At 40.9% G+C, this 25,475-nt stretch carries 15 protein-coding genes and 1 tRNA gene; 13 read left to right on the top strand and 3 right to left on the bottom strand.

Annotated elements, in window-relative coordinates; all coding sequences use genetic code 11:
* Nucleotides 1-31: 31 nt before the first annotated feature.
* The 12 genes from PLZ15_02975 (at nucleotide 32) to PLZ15_02920 (ending at nucleotide 18,968) form a co-directional block, all read left to right on the top strand.
* Complete coding sequence (locus PLZ15_02975; protein ID HOI28697.1) at nucleotides 32-1,918, top strand: T9SS type A sorting domain-containing protein; 1,887 nt, start codon at nucleotides 32-34, stop codon at nucleotides 1,916-1,918.
* On the top strand, nucleotides 1,915-3,108 hold the full coding sequence (locus PLZ15_02970) for an alginate lyase family protein (GenBank protein HOI28696.1): 1,194 nt from the start codon (nucleotides 1,915-1,917) through the stop codon (nucleotides 3,106-3,108). The genes PLZ15_02975 and PLZ15_02970 overlap by 4 nt, the downstream gene beginning before the upstream one ends.
* On the top strand, nucleotides 3,101-6,646 hold the full coding sequence (locus tag PLZ15_02965) for a glycoside hydrolase family 2 TIM barrel-domain containing protein (GenBank protein HOI28695.1): 3,546 nt from the start codon (nucleotides 3,101-3,103) through the stop codon (nucleotides 6,644-6,646). The genes PLZ15_02970 and PLZ15_02965 overlap by 8 nt, the downstream gene beginning before the upstream one ends.
* Entirely contained in the window at nucleotides 6,643-7,893 is a 1,251-nt protein-coding gene (locus PLZ15_02960; GenBank protein ID HOI28694.1) for an alginate lyase family protein, read from the top strand. Before PLZ15_02965 ends, PLZ15_02960 begins: the two co-directional genes overlap by 4 nt.
* Nucleotides 7,894-7,944: 51 nt before the next feature.
* Nucleotides 7,945-8,979, top strand: a complete 1,035-nt coding sequence (locus tag PLZ15_02955) for a sugar kinase (protein HOI28693.1) — start codon at nucleotides 7,945-7,947, stop codon at nucleotides 8,977-8,979.
* A gap of 55 nt (nucleotides 8,980-9,034) precedes the next feature.
* Complete coding sequence (locus PLZ15_02950; protein ID HOI28692.1) at nucleotides 9,035-9,790, top strand: glucose 1-dehydrogenase; 756 nt, start codon at nucleotides 9,035-9,037, stop codon at nucleotides 9,788-9,790.
* Nucleotides 9,791-9,805: 15 nt separating this feature from the next.
* Nucleotides 9,806-11,992 (top strand): heparinase II/III family protein, encoded by a 2,187-nt coding sequence (locus PLZ15_02945; protein HOI28691.1) that lies wholly within the window; start codon nucleotides 9,806-9,808, stop codon nucleotides 11,990-11,992.
* Entirely contained in the window at nucleotides 11,962-12,366 is a 405-nt protein-coding gene (locus PLZ15_02940) for a cupin domain-containing protein (protein ID HOI28690.1), read from the top strand. Before PLZ15_02945 ends, PLZ15_02940 begins: the two co-directional genes overlap by 31 nt.
* 25 nt (nucleotides 12,367-12,391) lie before the next feature.
* Entirely contained in the window at nucleotides 12,392-13,660 is a 1,269-nt protein-coding gene (locus PLZ15_02935) for an MFS transporter (GenBank protein HOI28689.1), read from the top strand.
* Between the two features lie 15 nt (nucleotides 13,661-13,675).
* Nucleotides 13,676-15,217, top strand: a complete 1,542-nt coding sequence (locus PLZ15_02930) for a sialate O-acetylesterase (protein ID HOI28688.1) — start codon at nucleotides 13,676-13,678, stop codon at nucleotides 15,215-15,217.
* A 27-nt stretch (nucleotides 15,218-15,244) separates the two neighbouring features.
* Entirely contained in the window at nucleotides 15,245-17,560 is a 2,316-nt protein-coding gene (locus PLZ15_02925; protein HOI28687.1) for a heparinase II/III family protein, read from the top strand.
* A gap of 232 nt (nucleotides 17,561-17,792) precedes the next feature.
* Complete coding sequence (locus PLZ15_02920; protein HOI28686.1) at nucleotides 17,793-18,968, top strand: serine hydrolase; 1,176 nt, start codon at nucleotides 17,793-17,795, stop codon at nucleotides 18,966-18,968.
* A 282-nt stretch (nucleotides 18,969-19,250) separates the two neighbouring features.
* Here the strand turns inward: PLZ15_02920 and PLZ15_02915 are convergent.
* A tRNA-Thr gene (locus PLZ15_02915) sits at nucleotides 19,251-19,323 on the bottom strand.
* A gap of 112 nt (nucleotides 19,324-19,435) precedes the next feature.
* Between PLZ15_02915 and PLZ15_02910 the strand changes: the two genes are divergently transcribed.
* Nucleotides 19,436-20,191 (top strand): RNA methyltransferase, encoded by a 756-nt coding sequence (locus tag PLZ15_02910; protein ID HOI28685.1) that lies wholly within the window; start codon nucleotides 19,436-19,438, stop codon nucleotides 20,189-20,191.
* 41 nt (nucleotides 20,192-20,232) lie between these two features.
* Here the strand turns inward: PLZ15_02910 and PLZ15_02905 are convergent, their stop codons facing one another.
* Complete coding sequence (locus PLZ15_02905) at nucleotides 20,233-20,901, bottom strand: nitroreductase family protein (protein HOI28684.1); 669 nt, start codon at nucleotides 20,899-20,901, stop codon at nucleotides 20,233-20,235.
* Between the two features lie 146 nt (nucleotides 20,902-21,047).
* Entirely contained in the window at nucleotides 21,048-25,472 is a 4,425-nt protein-coding gene (locus PLZ15_02900; protein ID HOI28683.1) for a PAS domain S-box protein, read from the bottom strand.
* Between the last annotated feature and the right edge of the window lie 3 nt (nucleotides 25,473-25,475).

The raw sequence follows: 25,475 nt of genomic DNA, 5'->3' as shown, positions 1-25,475 counted from the left end.
CCGGTGTTAAAAAAAATATACGGATGTTCATTTGAGAATCAGATATCTAAATATTTCCCTTTTGCTAATTCTTTTTTCATTCGGATTAAATGCGCAGACATGGCAATCGAATATTGTCTATATCGGGAATGACGGGAAACTGGTATATGTTTCTGATAGTGAAGGTAACCGAATTCCGGATTTCAGCGGCGCCGGATTTAAAGGCGGCGGAATTGAAATCCCTTTCATTCCTGTCGTTAAAACTATTGAAGCAATCCAGGGCGATAACACGGCGCATATTCAGAATGCGATAAATGAAGTCGCGGCTCTTCCTGTTGGCCAGGACGGATTCAGAGGCGCATTGCTTCTCAAAGCAGGCAGTTATCAGGTTAACGGTACGATCAGAATTAATCAGAGCGGAATTATCCTCAGAGGCGAAGGTGACGGAGACGATCCCTCCAAACATACTATCATATTCGGTAAAGGGAATATACCTCATCAAAGGACGATTCTTATAGCCGGAGGCGGCAGCTTAACCCGATGGTCCGAACAGGTGAGCGGTTCAAAGACCAACATTACTACTCAGACAGTTTTTGTAGGTTCAAAAAGTTTTTCAGTGGAAAGTACTTCACCATATAACGTCGGCGATAATATCATCATTTACCACCCGATAACTGAAGAATGGATTAATGCCGTTGGGGGAGGCGGAACGGCAACTGATCCTTCATGGACTGTTCAGGATGCAATCAATATTATTTATAACCGTTATATAACAGGTATTTCGGGTAATGAAATTACTGTTGATGTCCCGCTGTTTTATACACTAGACAGATCTCTTTCACAGTCTTATATCTATAAATATTCCAGGAGCGGATTAAAAACCAATATAGGAATTGAGGACCTGAGAATTGAAATTGAAGCTGCCGGAACTCCTCAAAATTCAAACGGCGACGAGAATCACGCTTGGCATGCAATAGAATTGAAGCAGATTGAAGATGCGTGGGTTAAAAACTGCACGATGCTTCATTTCGGTCAGTCGGGAATTATGACCAGCACTGCATCGCGTATAACTATCGATAACTGCAAAGCGATTGACCCGATAAGTATAATTACCGGTGAACGCAGATACAATTTTAATATGTACCACGCCTCCCAGCAGATTCTAGTTCAGAATTCCTATACAAGGTACGGAAGACATGATTTTGTATCGAACGGAACCAGTACCGTCTCTGGTATCATATTCTATAATAATGTAAGTGATTACACTTATAGCTCGAGCGAGGGACACCGGTGGTGGAGCCAGGGAATCCTCTTTGATAACATAACCTTCAATAACCCTAACACCAGTATTGTCCTTGCTCTTTATAACCGGGGCGACAATGGTACGAGTCACGGCTGGGCTTCGGTTAATTCAGTTGCATGGAATTGCAAAGTGGGAGGGAATAAATCCGTTATAATTCAGAAGCCGCCCACGGCACAGAACTATTCGGTTGGAAACTTTGCCGGAAAAGTCACCGGTCTGAAATCCCAGGGCGCCCCTTATGATCAGCCGCAGGGTTTTATAGAAGGGACAAATCTAAGCGGAATTAATCCTCCTTCTCTCTACAAAGCACAGCTTGATGAACGGCTTATTACTTCTCTAAAGGAGAATAGCCGCGGATTAATCGATGATGAATTTATTCTTTACGACAACTTCCCTAATCCTTTTAATCCTTCAACCAATATAAGTTTTAAAATCCCTGTTTCCGGTCATGTTTCCTTAAAAATTTATGACCTTCTCGGTAAAGAGATCGCGACATTAATAGATGAATTTAAAGAAGTCGGTTCTTATCATGAACAGTTCTCTATATCTGGGCTGAATGTTTCAAGCGGTATTTATTTTTACTCCCTCCGCTGCGGCAATTTCCATACTGTAAAAAAGATGGTAATACTTAAATGAACTATAATTTGTTCTATCGGATATATGCCTGTCTAAGAATTATAATCTTATCTGGTTCTGTAATACCGGCGCAGTCGCAAACCGGATTGATCAGCTATCCGGAAATTGTCTCGATCGAGAAAGAGAGGGTAATCAATTCAGCCGAGAAATATTTGCTCGAAGAACCTGTTACGGTAACATCGTTTAAGTCCGAGCGGAGTGCTGGCGGAATTCACGATTATTATTCTGAAGGGACCTACTGGTGGCCGGATCCAAATAATCCCGACGGCCCTTACATTAGAAAAGACGGAATTAATAATCCTGATAATTTCGAGGCGCACCACAAATCTTTAATCCGGTTCTCTATTCATACCGCCGCTCTAACTGCGGCCTTCAAAATAACCGGTGATGAAAAATATGCCCGCCACGCATTGAAACATATTAATGCATGGTTTGTGAATGAAGAGACCAAAATGAATCCCAGTTTCCTTTACGCGCAGGCGATCAAAGGAATTGTTACCGGACGGGGAATCGGACTTATCGATGCGATCCATCTGATAGAGGTTGCCCGCTCGGTTGAAGTACTTTATGAGATGAACGCTGTTGAAAAGGAGAATCTTAGCAAAATTAAAAAATGGTTCGCCTATTTTCTTGAATGGATGACAACTCATCAGTATGGAATAGACGAAAGGGAAAACGGAAACAATCACAGTTCTTGGTGGGTTGCTCAGGTTGCTATGTATGCGCGCCTCATTAATGATGCAGATCAAATTAAGTTTTGTAAAGAATTCTTCAATTCGGAAATTCTCGAAAAACAGATGGCCGCCAACGGAAGTTTTCCGGAAGAAATTTCAAGAACAAAACCATATAGCTATTCTCTCTTTAATATAGAAGCATTCGGAACAATTGCCCGTATTCTTAATGACATTGATTTCTGGAATTGCAGATCAGAAACGGGTAAAAGCATAAAGCTTGGATTCGATTTTATATTTCCTTTCATGGAGGATAAATCTCTCTGGACTTTCAAAAAGGACGTGCTGCATTTCGATGAACTTCCGGTACGGATGCAGAGCCTTTTATTTGCAGGACTGGCTTTCAAAGAGAAAAAATATATCGAACTCTGGAAAAAACTTAACGCTCATTATACGGATGAGGAATTAATAAGAACTTATCCTATTCGTCAACCAGTTCTCTGGGTCGATCATGAATAAAAAAAATATGAAGATAATATTGCCTCTCATGATCTTTTTGATTCTGTGTGCCGGAAATATTTTACCGCAATCGGCAATCTCTTTAATAAAGGATCAACTGATAAAGAAACAGGAGATCTGTCAGAATAAATTTCCTGTCTACACTGTAGACGGCAAGTGGACATTCAACGAGAGTATTAACTGGCTTTCCGGATTCCTTGGCGGTGAATTGTGGAATCTCTACGAAATTACCGATGATGAAAAGCTTAAAGAACTCGCATTAAAACATGCCGACTGGCTTATTCAATATGCGGGGATCGATAATACACATGATATGGGATTCATATTCTATCCGACCGTTGTAAGGGCATTTAAAGAAACGGGTGATCCGAAGTACCGGGATTCCGCAATTAAAGCAGCTGAAATGCTTTTGAAGAGATTCAACACGAACGGCAATTTTATCCGTGCATGGGGAAAGCTGAATACGGCTGACAGAGCCGGCTGGATGATAATCGACACCATGATGAATCTGGAATTGCTCTTCTGGGCATCCGAAGTAACAGGCAACCGTGAATTTTACAGCGCAGCCTACAAACACGCTATTACTACAATGAATCAGCATGTTAGAAATGACTATTCCTCCTACCATGTTGTTGAGTTTGATGTTAACTCGGGCGAAGTGATAAAGAAGAGGACGCATCAGGGATACGGCGATGAAACAACCTGGGCGAGGGGACAGGCGTGGGGAATTCACGGATTCGCAATCGCATATAAGTATACCGGCGACGAAAGATTCCTGAATATTGCAGTTAAGATGGCTGATTATATGATTGACCGGCTCCCCGATGATTTTGTCCCTTACTGGGATCTCGATCTGAAAGACGAAGGAACGATCAGGGACGCATCTGCCGCCGCGATTGCTGCCGGCGGTTTCTTTCTTATCTCCGAACTGACTGAGCTGAAAAAAGATTACGACCGCTTCCTCGGTTATGCTCTTAAAATCTCCGATTCATTATTGGAAAATTATCTCTTTACAAAAAGCAGCAGGAAAGTTGAAGAAGGTATTCTCCTCCACACGGTTTATAATTTCGCAAAAGATTGGGGTAAGGATGAATCGTTTCCGTGCGGGGATTATTATTTCACTGAAACTTTAAGAAAGAGCATAGTGCATAGAAAAAAAGAAAAATTATTTGAGGATAAATTAAAACGGCAGTCATTCCCTTTAAATGATAACTGGTTTTATCTTGAGGACAATATCGACAAACCGGAAAAACTTTATCAGTCGGTAAAAGAATGGCAGAAGATTAATCTCCCACATACGTGGAATAAATTTGATGCTGTTGATAGCCAGCCCGGTTACAGAAGGGGAGTTGGTTGGTACAGAAAAGATCTTTATATGCCGGCACTGGATAAAAACACCTCAGTAAAGATCTGTTTCGAAGGAGTTAATACTTATTCCGAAGTTTATGTTAATGGCAAAATCGCAGGCGGACATATTGGCGGGTATCTTCAGTTCGATGTCGATATTACTCGACTTTTAAAACAAAGCGATTACAATACAATCCTTGTAAAAGCGGATAACTCATACAACCCTGATATCCCTCCTTCCCAGACATCAGATTTTGTAATCTACGGCGGAATTACACGTGATGTTCATTTAAAAATTCTGCCCGGTACATATATCGATAAAATGCAGGTTAATATCTCCAATGTTTCTGTTAAATCCGCCGCAACCGGAATAAAAATATTCCTTAAAAATAAAGCGATGAATAATTTCCTTACAATAAAAATCCTGTTGAAGAATAACAAAAATAAAACTGTTGCCGAGACTCAAAAGAAAATTAAAATTCAGGAGGAGTCTGCGGAATTAAGTCTTGCCCTCCCAGAATTAAAAAATCCCGAATTGTGGTCGGTTGACAATCCTTACCTTTATTCTGTTGAAGCAATTTTAACGGATGGAAAGAAAGTAATAGACAGTTTTTCTGAACGGATCGGTTACCGATGGTTTGAGTTCAGGGAAAACGGTCCATTCTATCTGAATGGCAAAAGAGTTCTGCTCCGCGGAACGCACAGACACGAAGATTACGCAGGACTCGGAAATGCATTGCCGGATAGTCTGCACCGCAAGGATATGAAGATGATCAAGGAGATGGGAGCTAATTTTGTGAGGTTAGCACATTACCCGCAGGATCCCGAAGTCTACAGAGCATGCGACGAACTCGGCCTTTTAGTGTGGGATGAAATTCCCTGGTGCCGCGGCGGTATGGGAAAAGAAATCTGGAAGAGAAATGTGAAAAGTTATCTTGATGAGATGATCGATCAGAATTATAATCATCCAAGCATTATTATCTGGTCGCTGGGAAATGAGATCTACTGGCTCCCGGAATTCCCTGACGGCGACAACAACGATTCGCTGCGTTCATTTCTTAAAGAGCTTAACGACATTGCTCATCAAAAAGATCCAGCAAGATATACTGCAGTAAGAAAATATTATGAAGGTTCCGATATTGTTGATCTCTTCTCGCCATCGATCTGGTCCGGCTGGTATTCAGGCGTTTATAAAGGTTATGAAAAAGCAATTGTTGATGCTCAGAAGAAGTATAAAAGATTTTTCCATGCTGAGTTTGGAGGAGATAGTCATGTGGGCAGGCATTCTGAACTGCCGGTTACAGGAGATGGATTCGCGAGTCCCGATGAATGGGAGGAAAAAGTTAATCAGGTTAAAATTTCCAACATAGCTAATATGGGAGACTGGAGCGAAAGTTATATGGTGGATCTGTTCGACTGGTATTTACGATATTCTGAACAGTCATCATCATTCAGCGGAAGCGCTCAATGGGCATTCAAGGATTTCCCTACACCTCTACGCCCGGAGAATCCGATCCCATACATGAATCAGAAGGGCCTTCTTGACCGTAACGGAAATCCCAAGGACGCGTATTATGTCTTTAAAAGCTACTGGAACACAAAAGATAAATTCTGTTATATCGAATCCCCTTCAGGGACTGAAAGGAGCGGACCGAAAGATCTTAAACGGGATGTGAATGTTTTCAGCAACTGCAGTGAAGTAGAATTGTTTCTTAACGATGTAAGCCAGGGCAGATTAAAAAAGGATATTACAAAATTTCCTGCCTCCGGTTTATCGTGGAGTGTTAATTTCAGTTCAGGAAAAAATATTCTGAAAGCTGTTGGGTTCTGCGAAATCGGAAAATCCGCCGAACATCAGTTTGAAGTGAATTACAGTTATGAGAAACACGGTACCGCTGATAAAATTATTCTATCCTATGAGAGATTGAAAAACGGAAACTATCTGATAACCGCTACTGCTGTTGATATTAACGGCAACAGGGCACTCGATTATAACAGGAGGATCTATTTCTCTTCTCTCGGAAGCGGTGAACTGCTTCAGAATCTGGGAACACCAACCGGCAGCTCTGTAATTGAAATGGCTAACGGGAAAGCCGTTATTGAATTTAAACCAGTACCTTCTGAGGAAGCGGTTATTGAAGCCCGCAACCAGGACTTTAAAGGAAGCTATCTTAAATTTATCGGTGAATGATGAAAATAAAAATTGATGCAATAGTACCGGTAATTCTTTTTGTTCTCTTTTTCTCTTCAGATTATTCTGCACAGAGCAGTTCAGAGAGAGGATTCCTCTTCTTTACTAAAGAAGAAATAGTTAGAATAAAAGATGAGCTTGCCGCTGGTAATCCGGAAATTCTATCCTACTCAAACCGTTTAAAGAGAATCGCAGAGATCGTGATGAAAAAAGGACCCTGGAGCGTAACGTTCACGCCTTCGCCGGCTGCAAGCGGTAATCCTCACGATTATTTCTCCGAAAGCCCTTACTGGTGGCCCGACCCGACTGATCCTAAGAAGCCGTATATCAGAAGAGACGGCGAGAAAAATCCTGACCGGTTCGATACTCACAGACGCGACCTCGAAATGATGAGTCAGGGTGTTCTTACGCTTAGTGCCGTATCGTATTTCATCAACTCATCAAAATATGCGGACCGTGCTCTAAAATTAATTAATGTCTGGTTTCTCGATGAAGAGACTAAAATGAATCCGCATCTTCAATATGCCCAGTCAATAAGAAACCGGAGCGATGGAAGAGGATTCGGCATTATCGATTCCCGTGCTCTTATTTATGTTCTTGAAGGCGTAAATTTTCTTAAAATATCTGGAAAATGGAATGATGAACTTGATACAAAACTTAAAGACTGGTACAGAAATTATTTGAAATGGCTGACGGAGAGTAAGAACGGACTGGAAGAAAAGAAGGGAGGCAACAATCACTCTACATGGTGGTGCTTTCAGGTCGGTTCGATAGCCGATTTTCTGAATCAAAAAGAATTGATGGAAATGGTCTGGGATTTTCTGAAAAACAATCTTATTGAAAACCAGATTGAAGCCGATGGATCACAGCCCAGAGAGGAAGCACGAACAAATTCGCTCAGCTATTCTTTTTTTAATCTCGATGCTTATTCAATGGTATTCCGGCTCGGCCAGCTGAACGGCGTCAATCTGTGGGAGTATAAAAATTCTAAAGGCGGCAGCGTAATTGAATCGATAGAATATATTCTTCCTTTCCTTAAAGAACCTTCCGGCTGGAAAAAAGAGCAGATTTCGCCGCTGGAAATAACCGAAAGAAGATTTCTGCCATTAGCCGGATTCGGTACGGGAAATAAAGAGTATATAATGATTCATAAAGAATTAATGAAGAAAACGAGTACGAAAAATGATATTAACGAACCGTTAATGCTTCTTCTTGATATGAATCTGCTCGTAACTTATCCGGATTAAAAATTGTAATTAAGAATTGAAAATTGAAAAAATAAAAATGGAGAATCAGGAATGGGAAAAAAAGTAGTAACATTCGGGGAGATAATGCTCCGCCTCAGCACTCCGAACTTTGAAAGATTTGTACAGTCGCAGAACTTTGATGTCACATACGGAGGCGGTGAGGCAAATGTAGCTGCGTCGCTCTCTAATTTCGGAATCGAGAGTTATTTCGTAACAAAACTTCCCAAACATGAAATCGGTCAGTCCGCAGTTAATCACCTCCGGAGATACGGAGTAAAGACAGATTATATCTCGAGAGGCGGGGAACGGGTCGGAATCTATTTCCTTGAAACAGGCGCGAGCCAGAGAGCATCCAAAGTAATTTACGACCGCTCAAATTCCTCCGTAAGCCAGATTAAATCCGGTGATATCAACTGGGACGTTGTTATGAAGGGAGCTTCCTGGTTTCATTTTACCGGAATTACACCTGCACTCGGAGCTAATGCGCGCGAATCTTTAACAGAAGCATGCAGGAAAGCAAAGGAAAACGGCGCAAGGATAAGCTGCGACCTGAATTTCAGGGCAAAGCTATGGACAGAAAAAGAAGCCCAGGATGTGATGATTCCTCTTATGGAATATGTTGATGTATGCATAGCCAACGAAGAGGATGCTGAAAAAAGTCTCGGTATGAAACCTCATAACACAGATATACATAAAGCCGAACTCGATGAGTCGGGATATTTCGAGCTGGCAAAATCGCTTAAATCGAAATTTAATTTTGAAACGGTTGCATTTACGTTAAGAGAAAGTTATTCGGCATCCAGAAATGGATGGAGCGCTTTGCTTGCCGATTCAAAGGACTGCATCGAGCCGTATCGCTCAACACGATATGATATTCAGATTGTTGACAGGGTTGGGGGCGGCGATGCTTTTGCCTCCGGATTAATTTACGGACTGCTTACTAAGAACAACACAAAAGACGCACTCGAATTTGCTGTTGCAGCGTCATGCCTAAAGCAGACAATCCCCGGGGATTTTAATCATGTCTCCACCGATGAAGTTGAAAAACTTATAAAGAGCGGCGGATCCGGAAGGGTCGAACGCTGATAAATAATTAATTATTAATAACTAAATATCATTTTTTTTACAAGGAGATTTTGAAATGAACGATTTGATGGGCAGGGTTGCAGTTGTAACGGGAGGTGCACGCGATATAGGTCGGGAGGTCTCTCTTTTGCTCGCCGAAAGAGGTGCCTCGGTATGCATAAATTATTTTGATAACGAAGAGGATGCTGAAGAAACACTTAAACTGATACAGAGTAAAAAAGGAAAAGCAATTATTGTACAGGGTGATATGACTAATGAAACTGATATTAAAAACCTTGTAGATAGTTGCGTTAAAGAATTCGGCAGCCGGATCGATATACTTGTAAACGTAGCGGGCGGATTAGTGGGGCGCAAGTCTACATTAGAGATGGATGCCGGTTTCTGGAATTTTGTGATTACACTTAATCTAACATCCGTATTTCTTGTAACAAAAGCCGTTCTCCCTTATATGGGTGAAGGGGGCTCGATTGTAAATTTCACTTCCCAGGCAGCCCGCGATGGCGGCGGACCCGGGGCTTCAGCATATGCAACATCTAAAGGCGGCGTTCTTACATATACTAGAAGTCTAGCCAAGGAACTAGGTCCTCAGAAGATAAGGGTTAATGCTGTTTCGCCGGGAATGATAAACACTACTTTTCATAATACGTTCACAAAACCTGAAGTCAGAAAAAATGTCGCTGCCTCCACACCTCTCAGAAGAGAAGGGGAAGCCCCGGAAGTTGCTCAGCTCGTTGCTTTCCTTGCATCGGATGCTTCTTCATTTATTACAGGTGCTTCTGTGGATATAAACGGCGGTACTTATTTTGTATAAGCAAACGGAGCAATAATGATCTCAATAAAAAAAATAACGTTTCTGTTTTTTATAATTGTTCCTCTTCTCTTTGCTCAAAAAACTCATCCGAATCTACTTCTTACGAAATCCGATGTTGTGAAGATAAAGCAGAATCTCAATAATTATGATCTCTTCACAAAATCATTTAACGATGCAAAAAAGGCGCTTGATGAGGCTCTCTCTAAACCGATCGATGTGCCTTATCCAAAAGATGCGGGCGGGGGCTATACTCACGAAAAGCACAAACAGAATTATAACGAAATGCATATCGCCGGCTTTATGTACCAGGTAACAGGTGATGAAAAATATGCCCGATTTATAAAAAGCATGCTCGATAAATACGCGGATATGTATCCCGGACTTAAATCTCATCCTGAAGCAAAAATCGAATCGGGAGGACGTCTCTTCTGGCAGACTCTTAACGAAACAGTCTGGCTTACACATACTATTCAGGCATATGATTGTATTTATGATTGGCTTTCGGGTGAGGAGAGGGCAAGGTATGAAAAAAATATTTTTATACCGATGGCCCGTTTTTTTATGATCGACTGCGAGGAGGAGTTCGATAGAATCCATAACCACGGAACTTGGACGGTTACTGCGGTCGGTATGACAGGTCTCGTACTTGGAATAGATGAATATGTTCAGAAAGCTCTTTACGGATCTAAGCTCGATAAACACGGCGGTTTCATTCCTCAGCTTGATCAGCTATTCTCGCCCGATGGCTATTACACCGAGGGAGGCTATTACGTACGATATGCACTCTGGCCGTTTTTTATTTTCGCTGAAGCCCTCGCCAACAATCTGACTGATTTGAATATTTACGATTACCGCGATCAGATAATTAAGAAGGCATTCTATTCGGCCCTTCAAATGACGTATTCGAACGGTGCATTCATGCCGATTAACGATGCACTCAAAGAAAAGACATGGCTCTCTCCGGAAATAATTCTCGGACTGAATTTTGTGTATGAACGGTATGGACAGGATAAACAATTATTAAGTCTTGCAAGACAACACAACAGGGTTTCATTAACCGGCGCGGGACTCCTTGTGGCGAAAGGTTTTCAGGAAACAAAAGTAATTCCGGGTTTTGAGTGGAAGAGCGTTCAATATACCGACGGCGGTGACGGATTGAAGGGAGGAGTTGGAATTTTCCGGCATGGAAACAAAGATGATATGCAGACACTACTTTTCAAATACACATCGCACGGATTGTCACACGGTCATTATGATAAACTCCATTTTCTCTTTTATGATCAGGGAGAGGAAATTATTCAGGATTACGGAGCTGCAAGGTTTATTAATATTGAACAGAAATTCGGCGGAAGATATCTGCCGGAAAATAAATCCTATGCGCTTCAGACTATCGCCCACAACACTCTTGTAGTTGATGAGAAATCCCACTTCAATGGCGAACAGGAAGTATCAGAAAAATATCACCCTGAGAATTATCTCTACGACTCTTCAAATCCCGATTTCCAGTATATGAGCGCGGTTGACAAGGATGCCTACCCCGGAGTTGAAATGCAGAGGACAATGATTCTAGTAAAGGATAAAAACCTTTACAGACCTGCTGTTATAGATGTATTTAAAGTCCTTTCAGAAAAAGAACATCAATACGATCTCCCTTTCTATTATATGGGGCATTTCATCAGTTCCAGTTTTAAATACAATCCGTTTACATCCGAACGGACTCTACTCGGGAAAAAGAACGGCTACCAGCATTTGTGGAAAGAGGCTGAAGGAAAAACAGAAGACGGGTTTATTGTTACATGGTGGAATAAAAACCGTTTCTATTCGATTATTAATTCTGCCGATTCAACAGCTAATATAATTTTTACAAGAATAGGCGGAAGCGATCCGAATTTCAACCTGAGAAATGAACCGGGTATACTGATCAGAAAAAATGCCAAGGATTATACTTTTGCTTCAGTTATTGAATCTCACGGAGTGTTTGATCCTACACTCGAGTTTACAAAAGATTCTTACAGTACAATTCAGAAAGTATCTGTTGTTTTTGATACTGAAGAATATACTGTCATAAAAATTAACGGCAACAAGGGGATTAACTGGATTCTTATGATAGCAAACAGAGATGCCGACCGGAATAAAGAACACGTTATTGAATCCGGAGGGATTAAATATAAATGGCAGGGTCCAATTTTCTTACAAAAATAAACGAGGTAAATATGAAATTCGAAAGTAATCTTTTTATAGAAACTGCCGGAATGGAATGGGAACAGGTAGCGCCCGGTATGAAAAGAAAATTTATGGGCTATAATGATGAAATAATGATGGTCCAGGTCCATTTCGATAAAGGCGGAATTGGAGCGCGGCATAAACACAGACACAGCCAGACTACTTATGTAGTTAGCGGAAAATTTGAAGTGACTGTCGGTAATGAAACTAAAATACTTTCCGGCGGAGATGGATTTTATATTCCTCCGGAAATTGAACACGGTGCGATTTGCCTCGAAGAGGGAATGCTGATAGACGTCTTCAGTCCTATTAGAGAGGATTTTATGGCTGGAATTTCCGGCTATACCAAATAATTATTTAACTAATCGGGAAATCAAAATGAAAATTAAAGGTCTCCGCTGGTGGATTATCGGATTAATCGCGCTTGCTACTATAATCAATTATATAGATCGAAGTTCTCTCAGTCTGATGTGGCCGAGTATTTCCGAAGACCTGGGAATGGATAAAGGTGATTATGCGATTATACTCAATCTCTTTATGATTGCCTATGCTATCGGTCAGCTCCTGTCCGGAAAGATTTTCGATAAAGTAGGAACCCGGATCGGTTATGTTATGACCATAACACTCTGGGGTATTTCCTCATTTCTTCATTCATTTGCAAGAAGCATTTTATCGTTCGGATTTTTGAGAATAACGCTTGGACTCGGTGAGGCCGGTAACTGGCCCGGCGCCGTTAAGAGCAACGCGGAATGGTTCCCGATTAAGGAACGGGCTGTTGCGCAGGGGATCTTCAATTCAGGAGCTTCGATAGGATCCGTAATTGCGCCTCCTCTCATCGCAACTTTATGGGCTGCATTCGGCTGGCAGACAACATTTATGATTGTCGGATCATTCGGAATACTATGGATTATTCCCTGGCTGATAATAAATAAAAAACTTCCATCGCACCATCCCTGGATTACCGAAAAGGAGAAAGAGTTTATCCTCGAAGGTCAACACGTACTCGATAAGAATGATCCGGGCAGAAAAGGACTTACTCTAAAAGAGATCCTATCGTTCAGGGAATCGTGGGCTGTTCTAGTTTCCAGATTTTTTCTGGAACCGATCTGGTGGCTCTTCGTTGGTTGGATGCCCCTTTATCTTGCTGATGTATACGGATTCAATGTAAAGGAGATCGGATTTTTTGCATGGGTCCCATACGTCGGAGCGGCTGTTGGAAGTTTATCCGGAGGTTATTATGCCGGTAAGTTGATTTCAAAAGGATTAACTGTTAACAGAGCTAGAAAAACTGCTATAGTTATCGGTGCTGTAGTGATGTTCACTGGTTTGCTTGCAACCATTCTGTTAGCGGATACAGCTCTGAAGTTTGTAATAATCGTAGCGTTTGTTCTCTTCGGATTTCAGTTTGCTATCGGTAATATTCAGACTATACCGAGCGACCTTTTCAGCGGTAAGTCTGTCGGCTCGCTTGCCGGGCTCGGCGGAATGGTGGGCGTCTTCTCTGTTATAATAATGAATTTTCTTGTACCGGTAATATCGGAGATCTCATATATCCCGATTTTTATTATGATTGCCGTATTCGTTCCGCTTGGTGTCCTTGCGGTTTATACTCTGGCAAAAAACATTGCACCAGTTGAGAAACATTAATCAAGGAAAAATAAAATGAAACGGTCATTATTCTTTCCGGTTATAATATTTCTGATTTTACTCGGAACCGTTGTATCTGCACAAACGGTTTTGAGTCTTCACGCCTTGTTTTCCGATAATATGGTGCTTCAAAGAGATTCGAAAATACCTGTATGGGGTAAAGCGGAAGCCGGGAGAAAAGTTGATGTGAGGATCGGCTCGAATCTGAAATCGACATATGCAGATGCTGACGGCAAATGGAAATTATTTCTAAATGAAATGAGTGCCGGAGAAAATTATGAAATGACCGTATCATCAGGTAAGGATACGGTTAAGTTTACGAATGTTTCTGTAGGTGAAGTTTGGCTCTGTTCCGGGCAGAGCAACATGGAGTTTCAGTTAATTAAATCGGAGAACGGTGAAGCGGAAATAAAAAATGCTAACGATACCAGAATCAGATTGTTTACCGTCGCTCATAAATCCTCTCCAATACCGCTTGAAAATTGTGAAGGTGTCTGGAAAGCCTGCTCTCCCGAAAATGTAAAAAACTTTTCTGCGGTCGCTTATCATTTCGCCAAAAACCTGATAAATGAGATCAATGTTACTATAGGATTGATCCACTCCTCCTGGGGCGGTACACCGATAGAAGCATGGATATCTAAAGAAACTCTTGAATCTGATCCCGAATTTGAACAGGTGTTTCAAAGATGGGAAAAGATTGTTGAAGAGTATCCTGCTGTATTGAATGATTTTAATCTGAACAAGGAGAAACTGCTTCTCAAATGGAAAGAGGATTCTGCAAAGTCGGTATCGCTTGGATTTGCGCCCCCTAGAAAACCCGGACTTCCCACTGCTCCGGGCGGCAGGAATACACCTTACGGACTTTACAATGGAATGATCTATCCTCTGGCTCCATATGGTATCAGAGGAGTGATCTGGTACCAGGGGGAATCAAATGTCGGAAGACCCGGTGAATATAAAAAACTATTTCCAGCGATGATTAAAAACTGGAGGGATGTATGGGGTGTAGGACAATTCCCGTTCTATTTTGTACAGCTTCCTAATTTCGCGAGGGAGCCGGAACCATCCGGCAGCGGCTGGCCTGAACTGAGAGAAGCACAGCTTCATACTCTTTCGGTTCCTAATACAGGAATGGCGGTAACCATTGATGTTGGAGATCCGATGGATCTTCATCCGAAGAACAAAACTGATGTTGGATACAGACTTGCACTGATCGCGCTTGCAAATGCTTATGGCAAGAAAAATCTGGTCTTCTCCGGACCTATTTATAAATCACATCGTATTGATGAAAATAAAGTTATTCTGGACTTCTATTACGGCGAAGGATTGACGGCAATGGGTGACGGTAAGTTAAAGGGCTTCCGGATAGCTTCCGACGATTGGGAGTTTGTTGATGCCGAAGCTGTAATTGAGAACAATAAAGTAATTGTATGGTCCGATAAGATTACAAAACCTTCTGCACTCAGGTATGCATGGGGTGATAATCCCACGGGAAACCTTTATAACAAAGGCGGACTTCCGGCTTCTCCCTTCAGAACGGATAACCGGGAAAAATAATCTTCAAGTATTCAGGGAAAATATTAAATGAAAGAATTTCTCTTCGCTCTATTTTTCATAATTAGCTCTTATTCCTTCTCACAGGTAGATAAAATTAATCCGGATATAATTCCTTCCGACGGAGATCTTCTCTATTCGCTTAAGTCCAGTATCCCTGGATTGGAACAGGTTTACCGGGAGCGAGATAAAGGAAATCTTGAAAATGGGATTCGTTTGCTGGCGGATTATTTCAAGGAGAAATTTTCGGAGAGATATTATTTCAGCTGGAAGAATTTCAGGGAACGGTTTTCAGAATACTCAAAGAAATATCCGAATGAAAGATCGTCTCATATACGAAGAGCTGATGAACACAGCACACTCTTCCCCGCCTCAGCAAAATGGGAATTACCTTCCACAAATCTGAAAGGGGAAAATGTAAGCGCGTATGAATTGCGGCATCTCGCCCGGCAGCATAAATCAATCAATGCCGCGTTTGCCTACTTTTACGAAAATGAAAAATCAGGAAGAGTCCGCTACTTTATAGACCAGGTCAAATCGTTGAACGATGCTTTTACGAAAAAAAGATACGACGATAAAGGGAATGCGGTTTACGAGGTATTCCATGCCGGATACAGAGTTCAGAACTGGCTCTTTGTCCACGCTCTCTATCTTGCAAGTGAAGAGTATTCGCATAATGACCAGGCGGAATTGATCCGTACCTTTCTTCATACAGGAGCACAAATTGCGAAACGGGGAAAGAAATTCTCTTACGGAAATCATCATACAAAAGGATTGACCGCCCTCTTTTTAATCTCCGTTTTATTTCCGGAATTCCGAGTTTCGGATCAATGGCGGAAAATGGCTGTTGACGGGCTTACTCTCCATCTTCAGAGAGAAGTAAACGACGACGGATTCCAGTTCGAACGATCGGTCCATTATCATATGGGTGATATCGATAATTATTTCTACGTCTATCAGCTTGCTATGATCAATAAAGTTGAGCTGCCGCAGGAATTCAGATCCCGTTTTCGTTCGATGTTCGATGCGCTGGTCAGAATGGCTCAGCCCGGCAGAATACTTCCTGTACTTCAGGATGATACGGATGCGCCGTGGGGTGAGTATAACGAGATCAGGAATGCGATGACGATCGGCGCGCTCCTTTTTACCGATCCCGTCTACCGCTATTTCGCTTCGGAAAGTACAGGTGCTGAACTCTCCTGGTTCTTTTCTAAAACTCAATCGGAATTCCTTAAATCAAAAGGACGGAAACCCGAATGCGGATCCGAGGCGCTTGAAAAAACCGGGTATTATGTTATGCGCGACGGGTGGGAAGAGGATGACCGTCATATGATAATTAGTGCCGGATTATCCAAGCAGAAGCCTGATCATCAGCATGGTGATATGCTTGGATTGGTCGCCTACGCTTACGGCAATCAGATTCTTCCGAATTATCAGGTGCGGTATAATCTGAATGATTATGAGTTCTTCAAAAATTCATTCGTTAAAAACGTCGCGATAGTCGATTCGATTCCGCATGCGAGAGGATGGAAAATGAATGACGGACAGTCGGGATTCGGCAAATGGAATTTTATTCCCGCGCCTAAAACACTTGCGTGGTACAGCGACGAAAACATCGACTATTATTGCGGATCTCATAATGGTTATGATTCTCTCGGTGTTGAATATTTGAGAGAAATCTTTTTTATAAAGGATGGGTTCTGGATTGTGCGTGATCAGTTCATCGGAAGCGATTCTCATGATTACTATCAGATCTGGCAGGGTCATTATGATTCCGAAAAAGGGAATAAGCATATAAGATCAACTTTTCAGAACGGATCAGGCCTTGATATCGTTCAGCTGAATGAAGAGCCGGATCGTTTAATTAAAAGCAGTATCCGTGGGAAGGGCTCTGTTCAGCTTACTGCACGAAATAAAAATAATTATCTTTTTGAAACGCTCTTATATCCTTTCAAAAATTTCGAAACAAGGATTATCGATGCAGATGATAAAAAGATTCCTCTTTCCGGCTGGAACCTGTTTAAAACTGATAACCGTGAAAAAATAATTGATACTGATTTTACAATAGTATCCGGAGCCGAACATTACATTAAATCAGAGGGGAAATATCTACTTACAGGAGTTACTGAACTGAAAATAAAAGAGGATACATTCAAATTTGATAAGCGGGTAAACATATTCCTTACAACGACGGAAAATAATATTTTAATAAGACTTCTAAATGGATACGATATTAATGTTCATCTTAATAACCATGACAGCATTATGATTAACGAGCAGAATATTCCCGGTGTGAAAAATATTCTCTTAAAACCGCTCGATGTTTTGAAAATACCACGTAAGTAAATAATTCCTTAAATACTTTACAGTATCATATTCAGAAAAATTTTTATTTCACCGGATAATTTAATATTCCTCAAGCTGCAGAGATAACATCTGTATCATTTGAACAACCTGAAGTTTTCCTCAATCTAAAAAGGTGTTAATTTATTAGCATAGTATATGAGAATCGATTCTATTATTTTTTTTGGTCTTCAATCTGCATAATAATAGTTAAAAGTTAGATCACTGAGGATCGATGATGAAACTTTTAATATTTGCATTGCTCACTTCATTCTTGATTATAACCTGCGATTCGGCAAACATTGATGAAAATGAACCGGTCACTCAGATCCTGATGCCGGAATTAACCGGCGACGGCTGGGAAGTAGCCTCGCTTAATTCGGCAGGACTCAATGAAACAAAATTCAAAGAACTAATCAACCGCTTAAACACTACCAGCAACCACCGTATTCATAGTATTCTTGTAGCTAGACACGGGAAACTCGTCTTTGAAAAATATTATCCGGGAGCAAAATTCAATCTTGGTCAGTTTACCGGAGAATACGGATATAGTATTAACGACCTTCACGTTTTATGTTCTGCTACCAAAAGCATTACTTCGGCGCTGTTAGGGATAGCAATGGACCTCGGTTATATTCAATCGGTCGATCAGAAGGTATTCGATTTCTTTCCCGAGTATTCGTCTATCCTGTCTGAATCCCCATCTAAAGGAAATATGACAATAAAACATCTTCTTACTATGACCTCGGGACTAACTTACGATGACGAATCTCTTCCATACACGGATTCCCGCAATGATATGACCCGTTTTTTTGTAAGCAGCGACCCGATCGGATTTCTTCTTTCCAAACCGCTCTTCGCCGAACCCGGAACCGTTTTTGATTATGATAACTGCAATACGAACATACTCGGAAGAATAATCAGCAAAGCGGTGAATAAGAGGATTGATCAGTTTGCTGCTGAATTTCTTTTCGGTAAACTCGGTATCAGACAATGTGAATGGCAGATAGTAAGGGGCGATGTCATACTCTGCTCCGGGGATCTTCATCTGCGCCCCAGGGACATGGCTAAGTTCGGTCAGCTTTTTCTCAATAATGGAATTTGGGAGGGGGAGGATGTTATTTCATCCGGATGGTGCGGCATATCTACATCGGCATCCCTCAATCCCAACAATTACAATAATGAATTTACCTGGGCGGGCGGATATGGGTATCAATGGTGGCAGAAGACTTTTTACAGCGGTTCGAAATCATATCCGTCTTATTTTGCTGCGGGCTGGGGCGGGCAGCATATTTTTATTATTCCATCGTTAAATATGATTATAGTAACAACGGCGGGAAACTGGTACGACCCTGAGATTATTTCCCCTTTCACAATTGTCTCCGATTATATAATCCCTTCGGTAAAGTGATTATTTATTTCTATGTTTTCCTGATATTAGAATGGATTCATAGTTACTTATCTTTTTCATAACAAGGTTTCAATTGATATCCGCTTAGAAGCTGCTATGTCTTTTGCATGTAATGTTATGAAAAAATAGTTTTTGCTTCGAAAATCTCCTTTAACTGTAAATAACCGGCCATTATTAAAGTAATATAAGGGTAATGGTCTTTCATGAAGATCAAATTTTCGGCAAGATCACCAAGAATAGGAAATAAAAAACCCCGATTTCTTTCGATTTCGGGGCTTTTTGAGCTGGCGGACGGATTTGAACCGCCGACCGGCTGATTACAAATCAGCTGCTCTACCAGCTGAGCTACGCCAGCAACTTCTCCCGCATAGCGGGATGAATAAACCAAATTTTGAGGCACAAATCTAAAATAAATTAACATTCGATGCAAACTTTTGTAACTTATTACGGAAATTTTCCGGATTCAAATGTTTTCTAAGAATCAGCTTAAATATTTCGCGAATCTGAACCAGAAAAAGTACCGTCTCCTCGAACAGAAGTTCCTGGTAGAGGGTCATAAGCTTATTATCGAAGCTCTCCGCGCAAAATTAAACTGCGAAGCAATTCTTACTACCGGTTCATTTCGGGATACTAATCCGTCGTTCTTCAAAAACCAACTCCTTAAAGATCTATCTGTCGAACTGATCAGTCATAACGAACTCGAAAGAATCTCCGATACTCAAACACCCCAGGGAATTATCGGTGTTTTCGCTATTCCTAAACCTAAACCGGTAAACCTTAACAAAGAGAAAATAATCGTTGCTCTTGAATCGATCTCCGATCCCGGCAATATGGGTACGATTATAAGAACCTCCGACTGGTTCGGAATCAATTATCTGTTTACGTCTAATGACTCAGCAGAAACATTTAATCCGAAAGTTATCCGATCGTCTGCCGGCTCCGTATTTCATGTGAATGTCATTGGATTCGATAATTTCTACGGCGAACTTGAACACCTCAAAAAAAATAATTATAAAGTTCTTGTTACAGATTTAAACGGAGAGAATCTTTACAGTTTCAGTAAACCTGAAAATTCGGTAATTGTTTTTTCGAGCGAAGCGCACGGCCCTTCTCAGGAACTCCTTAATATTGCCGATCATGTTTTAACCATTCCGAGAAAAGGTAGAGCTGAATCTTTGAATGTTGCCAGCTCCGCTGCGGTTTTTCTATCTGAACTGACATAGTTTAAAAATTGAATCTGAATTTAATAATCACTCAATAGTTATTATCTGAACACGGCAATCTGATCAAGACTCTTTCTTTTTATCTCAGGAACTAAACAGTTTTCTTCGGGGTAACCAGCCACTAATATCAGAAAAGGTTTTTCGTTATCGGGCCGCTCAAGAATCTCATTAAGAAATTTCATCGGAGCAGGTGTGTGAGTGAGTGTAGAAATTCCGGCATTGTGAAGAGCTGTAATCAGAATTCCAGTTGCTATTCCTACCGACTCTTTTGTGTAATAATTCTTAACAATTTTGTTGTCGCCGGTCTCATCGTATTTTTTTTCGAAGATCACAATGAGGTATGGTGCGGTTTCGAGGAAAGGTTTATGTTCGTCTGTGCCTAGCGGTGCAATCGCTTCGAGCCATTCGGCAGGGGCTTTACCGTTATAGAATTCCTTTTCCTCGGCTTCAGCAGCCGCACGAATCTTTTTCTTGATACGAGGATCTGACACTATAACAAAATGCCATGGCTGACGGTTAGCTCCGCTGGGAGATGTTCCGGCGGTAGAGATACAATTCCTTATTAGGTCAATGGAAATATTTCTGGAAGAGAATTCTCTTACTGTCCTCCGTTTGCTCATTAGATCAAAAAAATTTTTTGATCTTTCAATCGATTCAGCAGGCTTTAAAGTAAGAGGATGAGTATAATGAATCGTTTTGAGTTTGGTCATGGTTGTTCCTTCTTGACTCACCGAATATAATAATTTTTGGAAGATATATTGAAAAGCCGGCGGGCTAAGTCAAATAAAGGAGAGAGGAGTCCGCAGCCAATTACAAAGGGGCGGCCGCGGATCCTCTCTGAGAGGGCTACGAGGGCTTAAAATTTATTTTCCCGGTCCATACTATTCATAAAGTTGTAATTCACCTTAAATGTGTTATCAGAAGGGAATGTAAGTCTGAATTTGGTTCCGGTTCCTTTACAGCTCTCTACATCGATACCAATCTCGTTCAGCTCGCAGTACTTTTTAACCAGGGCCATTCCTAATCCGTTACCGTCGAACTTTCGCGAGTAGCCTTGATCCTCTTGTGAAAACGGAGTAAAGAGGTCTGACAGGTAATCTTCGGAAATACCGATTCCCGAATCTTCTACTGTCACAACAAGTTTATCCTGTAAATCTCGGTAAAGATTAACTTTTACAAATCCTTCATTTGTGTATTTAATTGCATTATCGATCAGATTGTTGAAGATCTGTCCTACCGAATATTCGTCGCAAATAACTGAATCATGCTCGGTTTCTATATTGATTTTAAAATCGATTCTTTTTTCCTCGGCCAGCAGAGCAAATTCGTTTTTTATAGGACCTAATATTTCTTCTCTAAGACTCACTACTTTCGGATAGTATTCATACAAACCCGTCTGAAGTTCGGATACATTAAGTATTAGGTCGATAGTTCTAATAATCCTCTTTCCGGAGATCTGTATACCGTCTACGCTTTCCCCGATCAATTCACTCGTAATTCCGTTTTCCTCCAGTTCATCCTGAATAAATCTTGAATAACTGAGCATTGCGTTAAGTGGAGTCCTGATTTCATGCGATACCTGGGCAAGAAATTCAGATTTCAATTCATTGGAACGTTCAGCTTTTTCCTTTGCACGTATCAGCTCATTCATCAATTCTTTCCGTTCGGTAACATCTTCTTTGATAGCCAGATAATATTTTACTTCATCCTCTCCGTTTTTGATTGGTGAGATCGAAGTTGATGCCCAGAAGAGATCGCCGTTCTTCTTCCTGTTGTGAAATTCACCCCGCCATTCGTTTCCGGAAACTATTGTCTCCCATAACTTTCTGTATTCCTCTTTTGTAGTATGCCCGGATCTTAAAACATTTGTTTTCTTATCTTTTACTTCCTCGAATTTATAACCGGTCAATTCTTCGTACTTCGGATTTACATATTCTATCAATCCTTCTGTATTTGTAATTACAATAGCCACGGGACTCTGTTCAACTGCGCGGGATAATTTAACGACTTCCTCCTGAGCTCTAAGTTTCTCGGTTATATCGGTGGCAAGTACGAGATCGGCTTTTCTTCCATTAAATATGATCGCGTGTGAGATAATTTCAACTTCGATTTGAGTACCGTCCTTCTTTAAATGGCGCCATAATCCGGCATGGTCAATTCCCTGGTAATCATTAATGCTTTCCAGCAATCTCGGAATATCTATAGCTGGACGGATCTCCTTGATGGTCATGTTTAAAAACTCATCTCTCGTATAACCGTAATGATTGATTGCGGACTCATTTACAGCAAGGAACTTGAGTGTTTGAAGATCGTAGACCCACATCGGCTGCGGATTTGCATCGAAAAGCTCTCTGTATTTTTCTTCGCTCTCTTTCAACGCATTCTCAGCGTATTTGCGTTGAGTTATATCCGTAAAGAATCCGATAGTAGCCGGGCCGTCGCTCAGTTCAACTCTTGTAACAGCAGCATTAATGTAGAACTCTGAACCGTCTTTCCGGAGCCCGATAGCTTCATATTCATTCTCAACGGGTAATCCTTTTTCTCTTTTACTTGCCCGGTCTATAAATTCTTTAAGATCCTTTTGCGAGACCGCGTCTGAAAGCGGCCGGTTAGTCAGCTCTTCAGGATTATTGTATCCGTACATTTTTGCAAAAGCGGGGTTGACATATACAAATTTCAGATTGCGTGATATTCCGATTGCTATAGGTGAGTTTTCGATAAGGGAGCGGTATCTGGTTTCGCTTTCCTGCAATGCTCTCTCGTACTGTATCCTTTCTGTAATATCGACAATTACGCCTCTTAAACCGATTACTTTGCCATCGTTCAATATCCGGTTCGAAAAGACCATAACGGGAAACGTTGAACCGTCCTTCCTCATAGCACTGTATTCGTGTGTGTCGGATTTGTCGCCTCTAAGAACCCTTTCCAGATTTCTTTTAGCCTTCTCCCTATCGGACGGGGCAATCATCTGAATTACAGATAAATTCTTTGAAAAATCCTCTTTGCTGTATCCGAATGTGCTGAATGCAAGCTCGTTGGCAAAAGTGAGATTTCCGCTTATATCCACTTCGAATATTGATTGCGGTAGAAGCTCCGAAAGATCTTTGTATTTGCTTTCGCTCAGCAGAAGCGCCTTTTCCGCTCTCTTCCTTTTTGTAATATCGCGGGTTATAAAAGAAACCGATTTCACTTCACCTGAGGCGCTAACTATCGGATTAATTCTTCCGAGGAACCACCGTTCTCCATCCAGAACTTCTAATTTGTACTCAATATGCTCTGTCTGCCCTGTCATATGTACTTTTTTGATCAAATCAACAAACGTTTCAGCAAGATCTGGAGGAATCACATCGAATATGCTCTTGCCAATTAATTCATTCTTTGGTAAAACAAGAACATTTTCGTCCGCAGCCCAGATATCGAGGTATGTTCCCTTATCATCGAATTCGAAAACCGCTTCGTCAAGAGTTGTAATTAGTGCACTCAGCCTGGCTTTTTCCTCCTTCAATTTATTCAGAAGTTCAATACGCTCCGTGTAGTCCCTGCTTATGCCGATCAATCCGATAATGTTGCCGTTCGAATCCCGCCACGGGAATTTAACTGCATCGAATATTCTTTTTACGCCGTCGCTTACAAGTATCTCTTCTGTCTTAACGGTTATTCCCTCATTTAGAACCTTGCTGTCGTTTTCAAGAATTACTTTGTCGGTTCCTTCTGTAAAAAATTCTGAATCGTCTCTGCCGATAATTTCTTCAACATCCTTGCCTAGAAATCCGGCGGCTGCTTTGTTTGCAAGAATGTATTTTCCTTCAACATCTTTAATGTATATGGCGTCTTTGGTGCCGTCAATAATCGATTTAAGCAGAATGTTGCTCTGCTTTAATTTTTCCTCGGCATATTTTCTATCGGAGATATTCCTGACAATGCACTGAATGAATTCGAGATTGTCGATCACTATCACCCTGGAACTTACTTCAACGTCGATTGTCCTTCCGCTCTTTGTTATATGCTTTGTTTCGTAAATATTTCCGGAACCGGAAAGCTGATTATGTTTTTCATGATCAGGAGCTTTTTCTTTTGACTTAGCTGTAAGATCCCTTAGATTAAGATTTCTAAGCTCTTCAATCGAATAACCGTATGTTTCAACGGCTTTGTAATTTGCCTCAAGAATTTTACCTGAGGGCTCAGCCATAATTATAATATCATTAGCATTTTTAATAAACGACTCGTAGTGACTTACAACAGCTTTTCTGTTTAATTCAGCCTCAAGTATTTTTTTGTAGGATTCCTCACGTATTTTACGGTAGTAACTATATATAACCGTCCCGGCTGTAAACAGCAGGGTTGCAATTATTATTGAAATCCAGATCCCTTTTTCAATAAGAGTTGCATAAACCTCTTCCTTATCAATTTTGGTTACCAGAATCCAGTTCAATCCTTCAATTATGGTTGTTACAGCAAATACTTCTTTCTCCCTGTAATCAATTCCGCTTAAAAATTTCTCCCCACCGGTTATAGCCTGAACAGCCGGAAGATCCTTCTGTGTATATGGTTTCCGGAAATCTAATCCGCGGTTGTTAATAAATCTTAAGTCGCTTATAAAATGGATACCGGAAGAATCCTTCCTTGCAAGAAATGATTCAGCCGTTTCGAAAAATGCGGGGTAATTCTTTAGCAGAGGGAATATGACCTTTTCCGGTGAAGTCTCGAGTACTACTACTGCGATTACTGAATCAGTTCCGTTCACATTCTTAATAATCGGAAGATAGGTGGCGAGGTGCACTGAACTGTCGTTTAAACAGAAATATATGTCTGTAAATATTTTTGATTTTGTTGTTACAGTTTGATTGATAAATAATTTTTTATGCTGGTCGACTTCAACATCGTCGGGATATGAAAGGATTATTTCACCTTCCGGGCTGGATATATTTACAGAACTTAGAAAATGTTGTTCCTTTAAATCCTTAAACATTTTTCTGAAATGTTCACTCTCACATTCTATTCCGGTTTTGGTCAAACAGATTTCAACTTTTTCTTTAACAACCGGATTGTTGAAGAAAATTTCGGTATCTGCAAATGATTTCTGAAGCCAGTTGTCTATTTCGTCGTTCTTGTAATCTGAAATAAGTTTAAGCTCCCTGTAAATATTATTTACGGCTTCATCTTTAAGCGAACCGTAATAAATAAAACCTGAAATGATCAGGAATAATGAAAGGATGAGAAAACTAATAGTTAACTTTCTCTCACTTTTATTTTTCATCTTTATGTCTGTACGATTAATCATTAT

Source organism: Melioribacteraceae bacterium (genome assembly GCA_035362835.1).
GTDB lineage: Bacteria > Bacteroidota > Ignavibacteria > Ignavibacteriales > Melioribacteraceae > DSXH01.
Note: the sequence above shows the minus strand (reverse complement) of the source record. Positions and strands in the feature narration are given on the sequence as shown.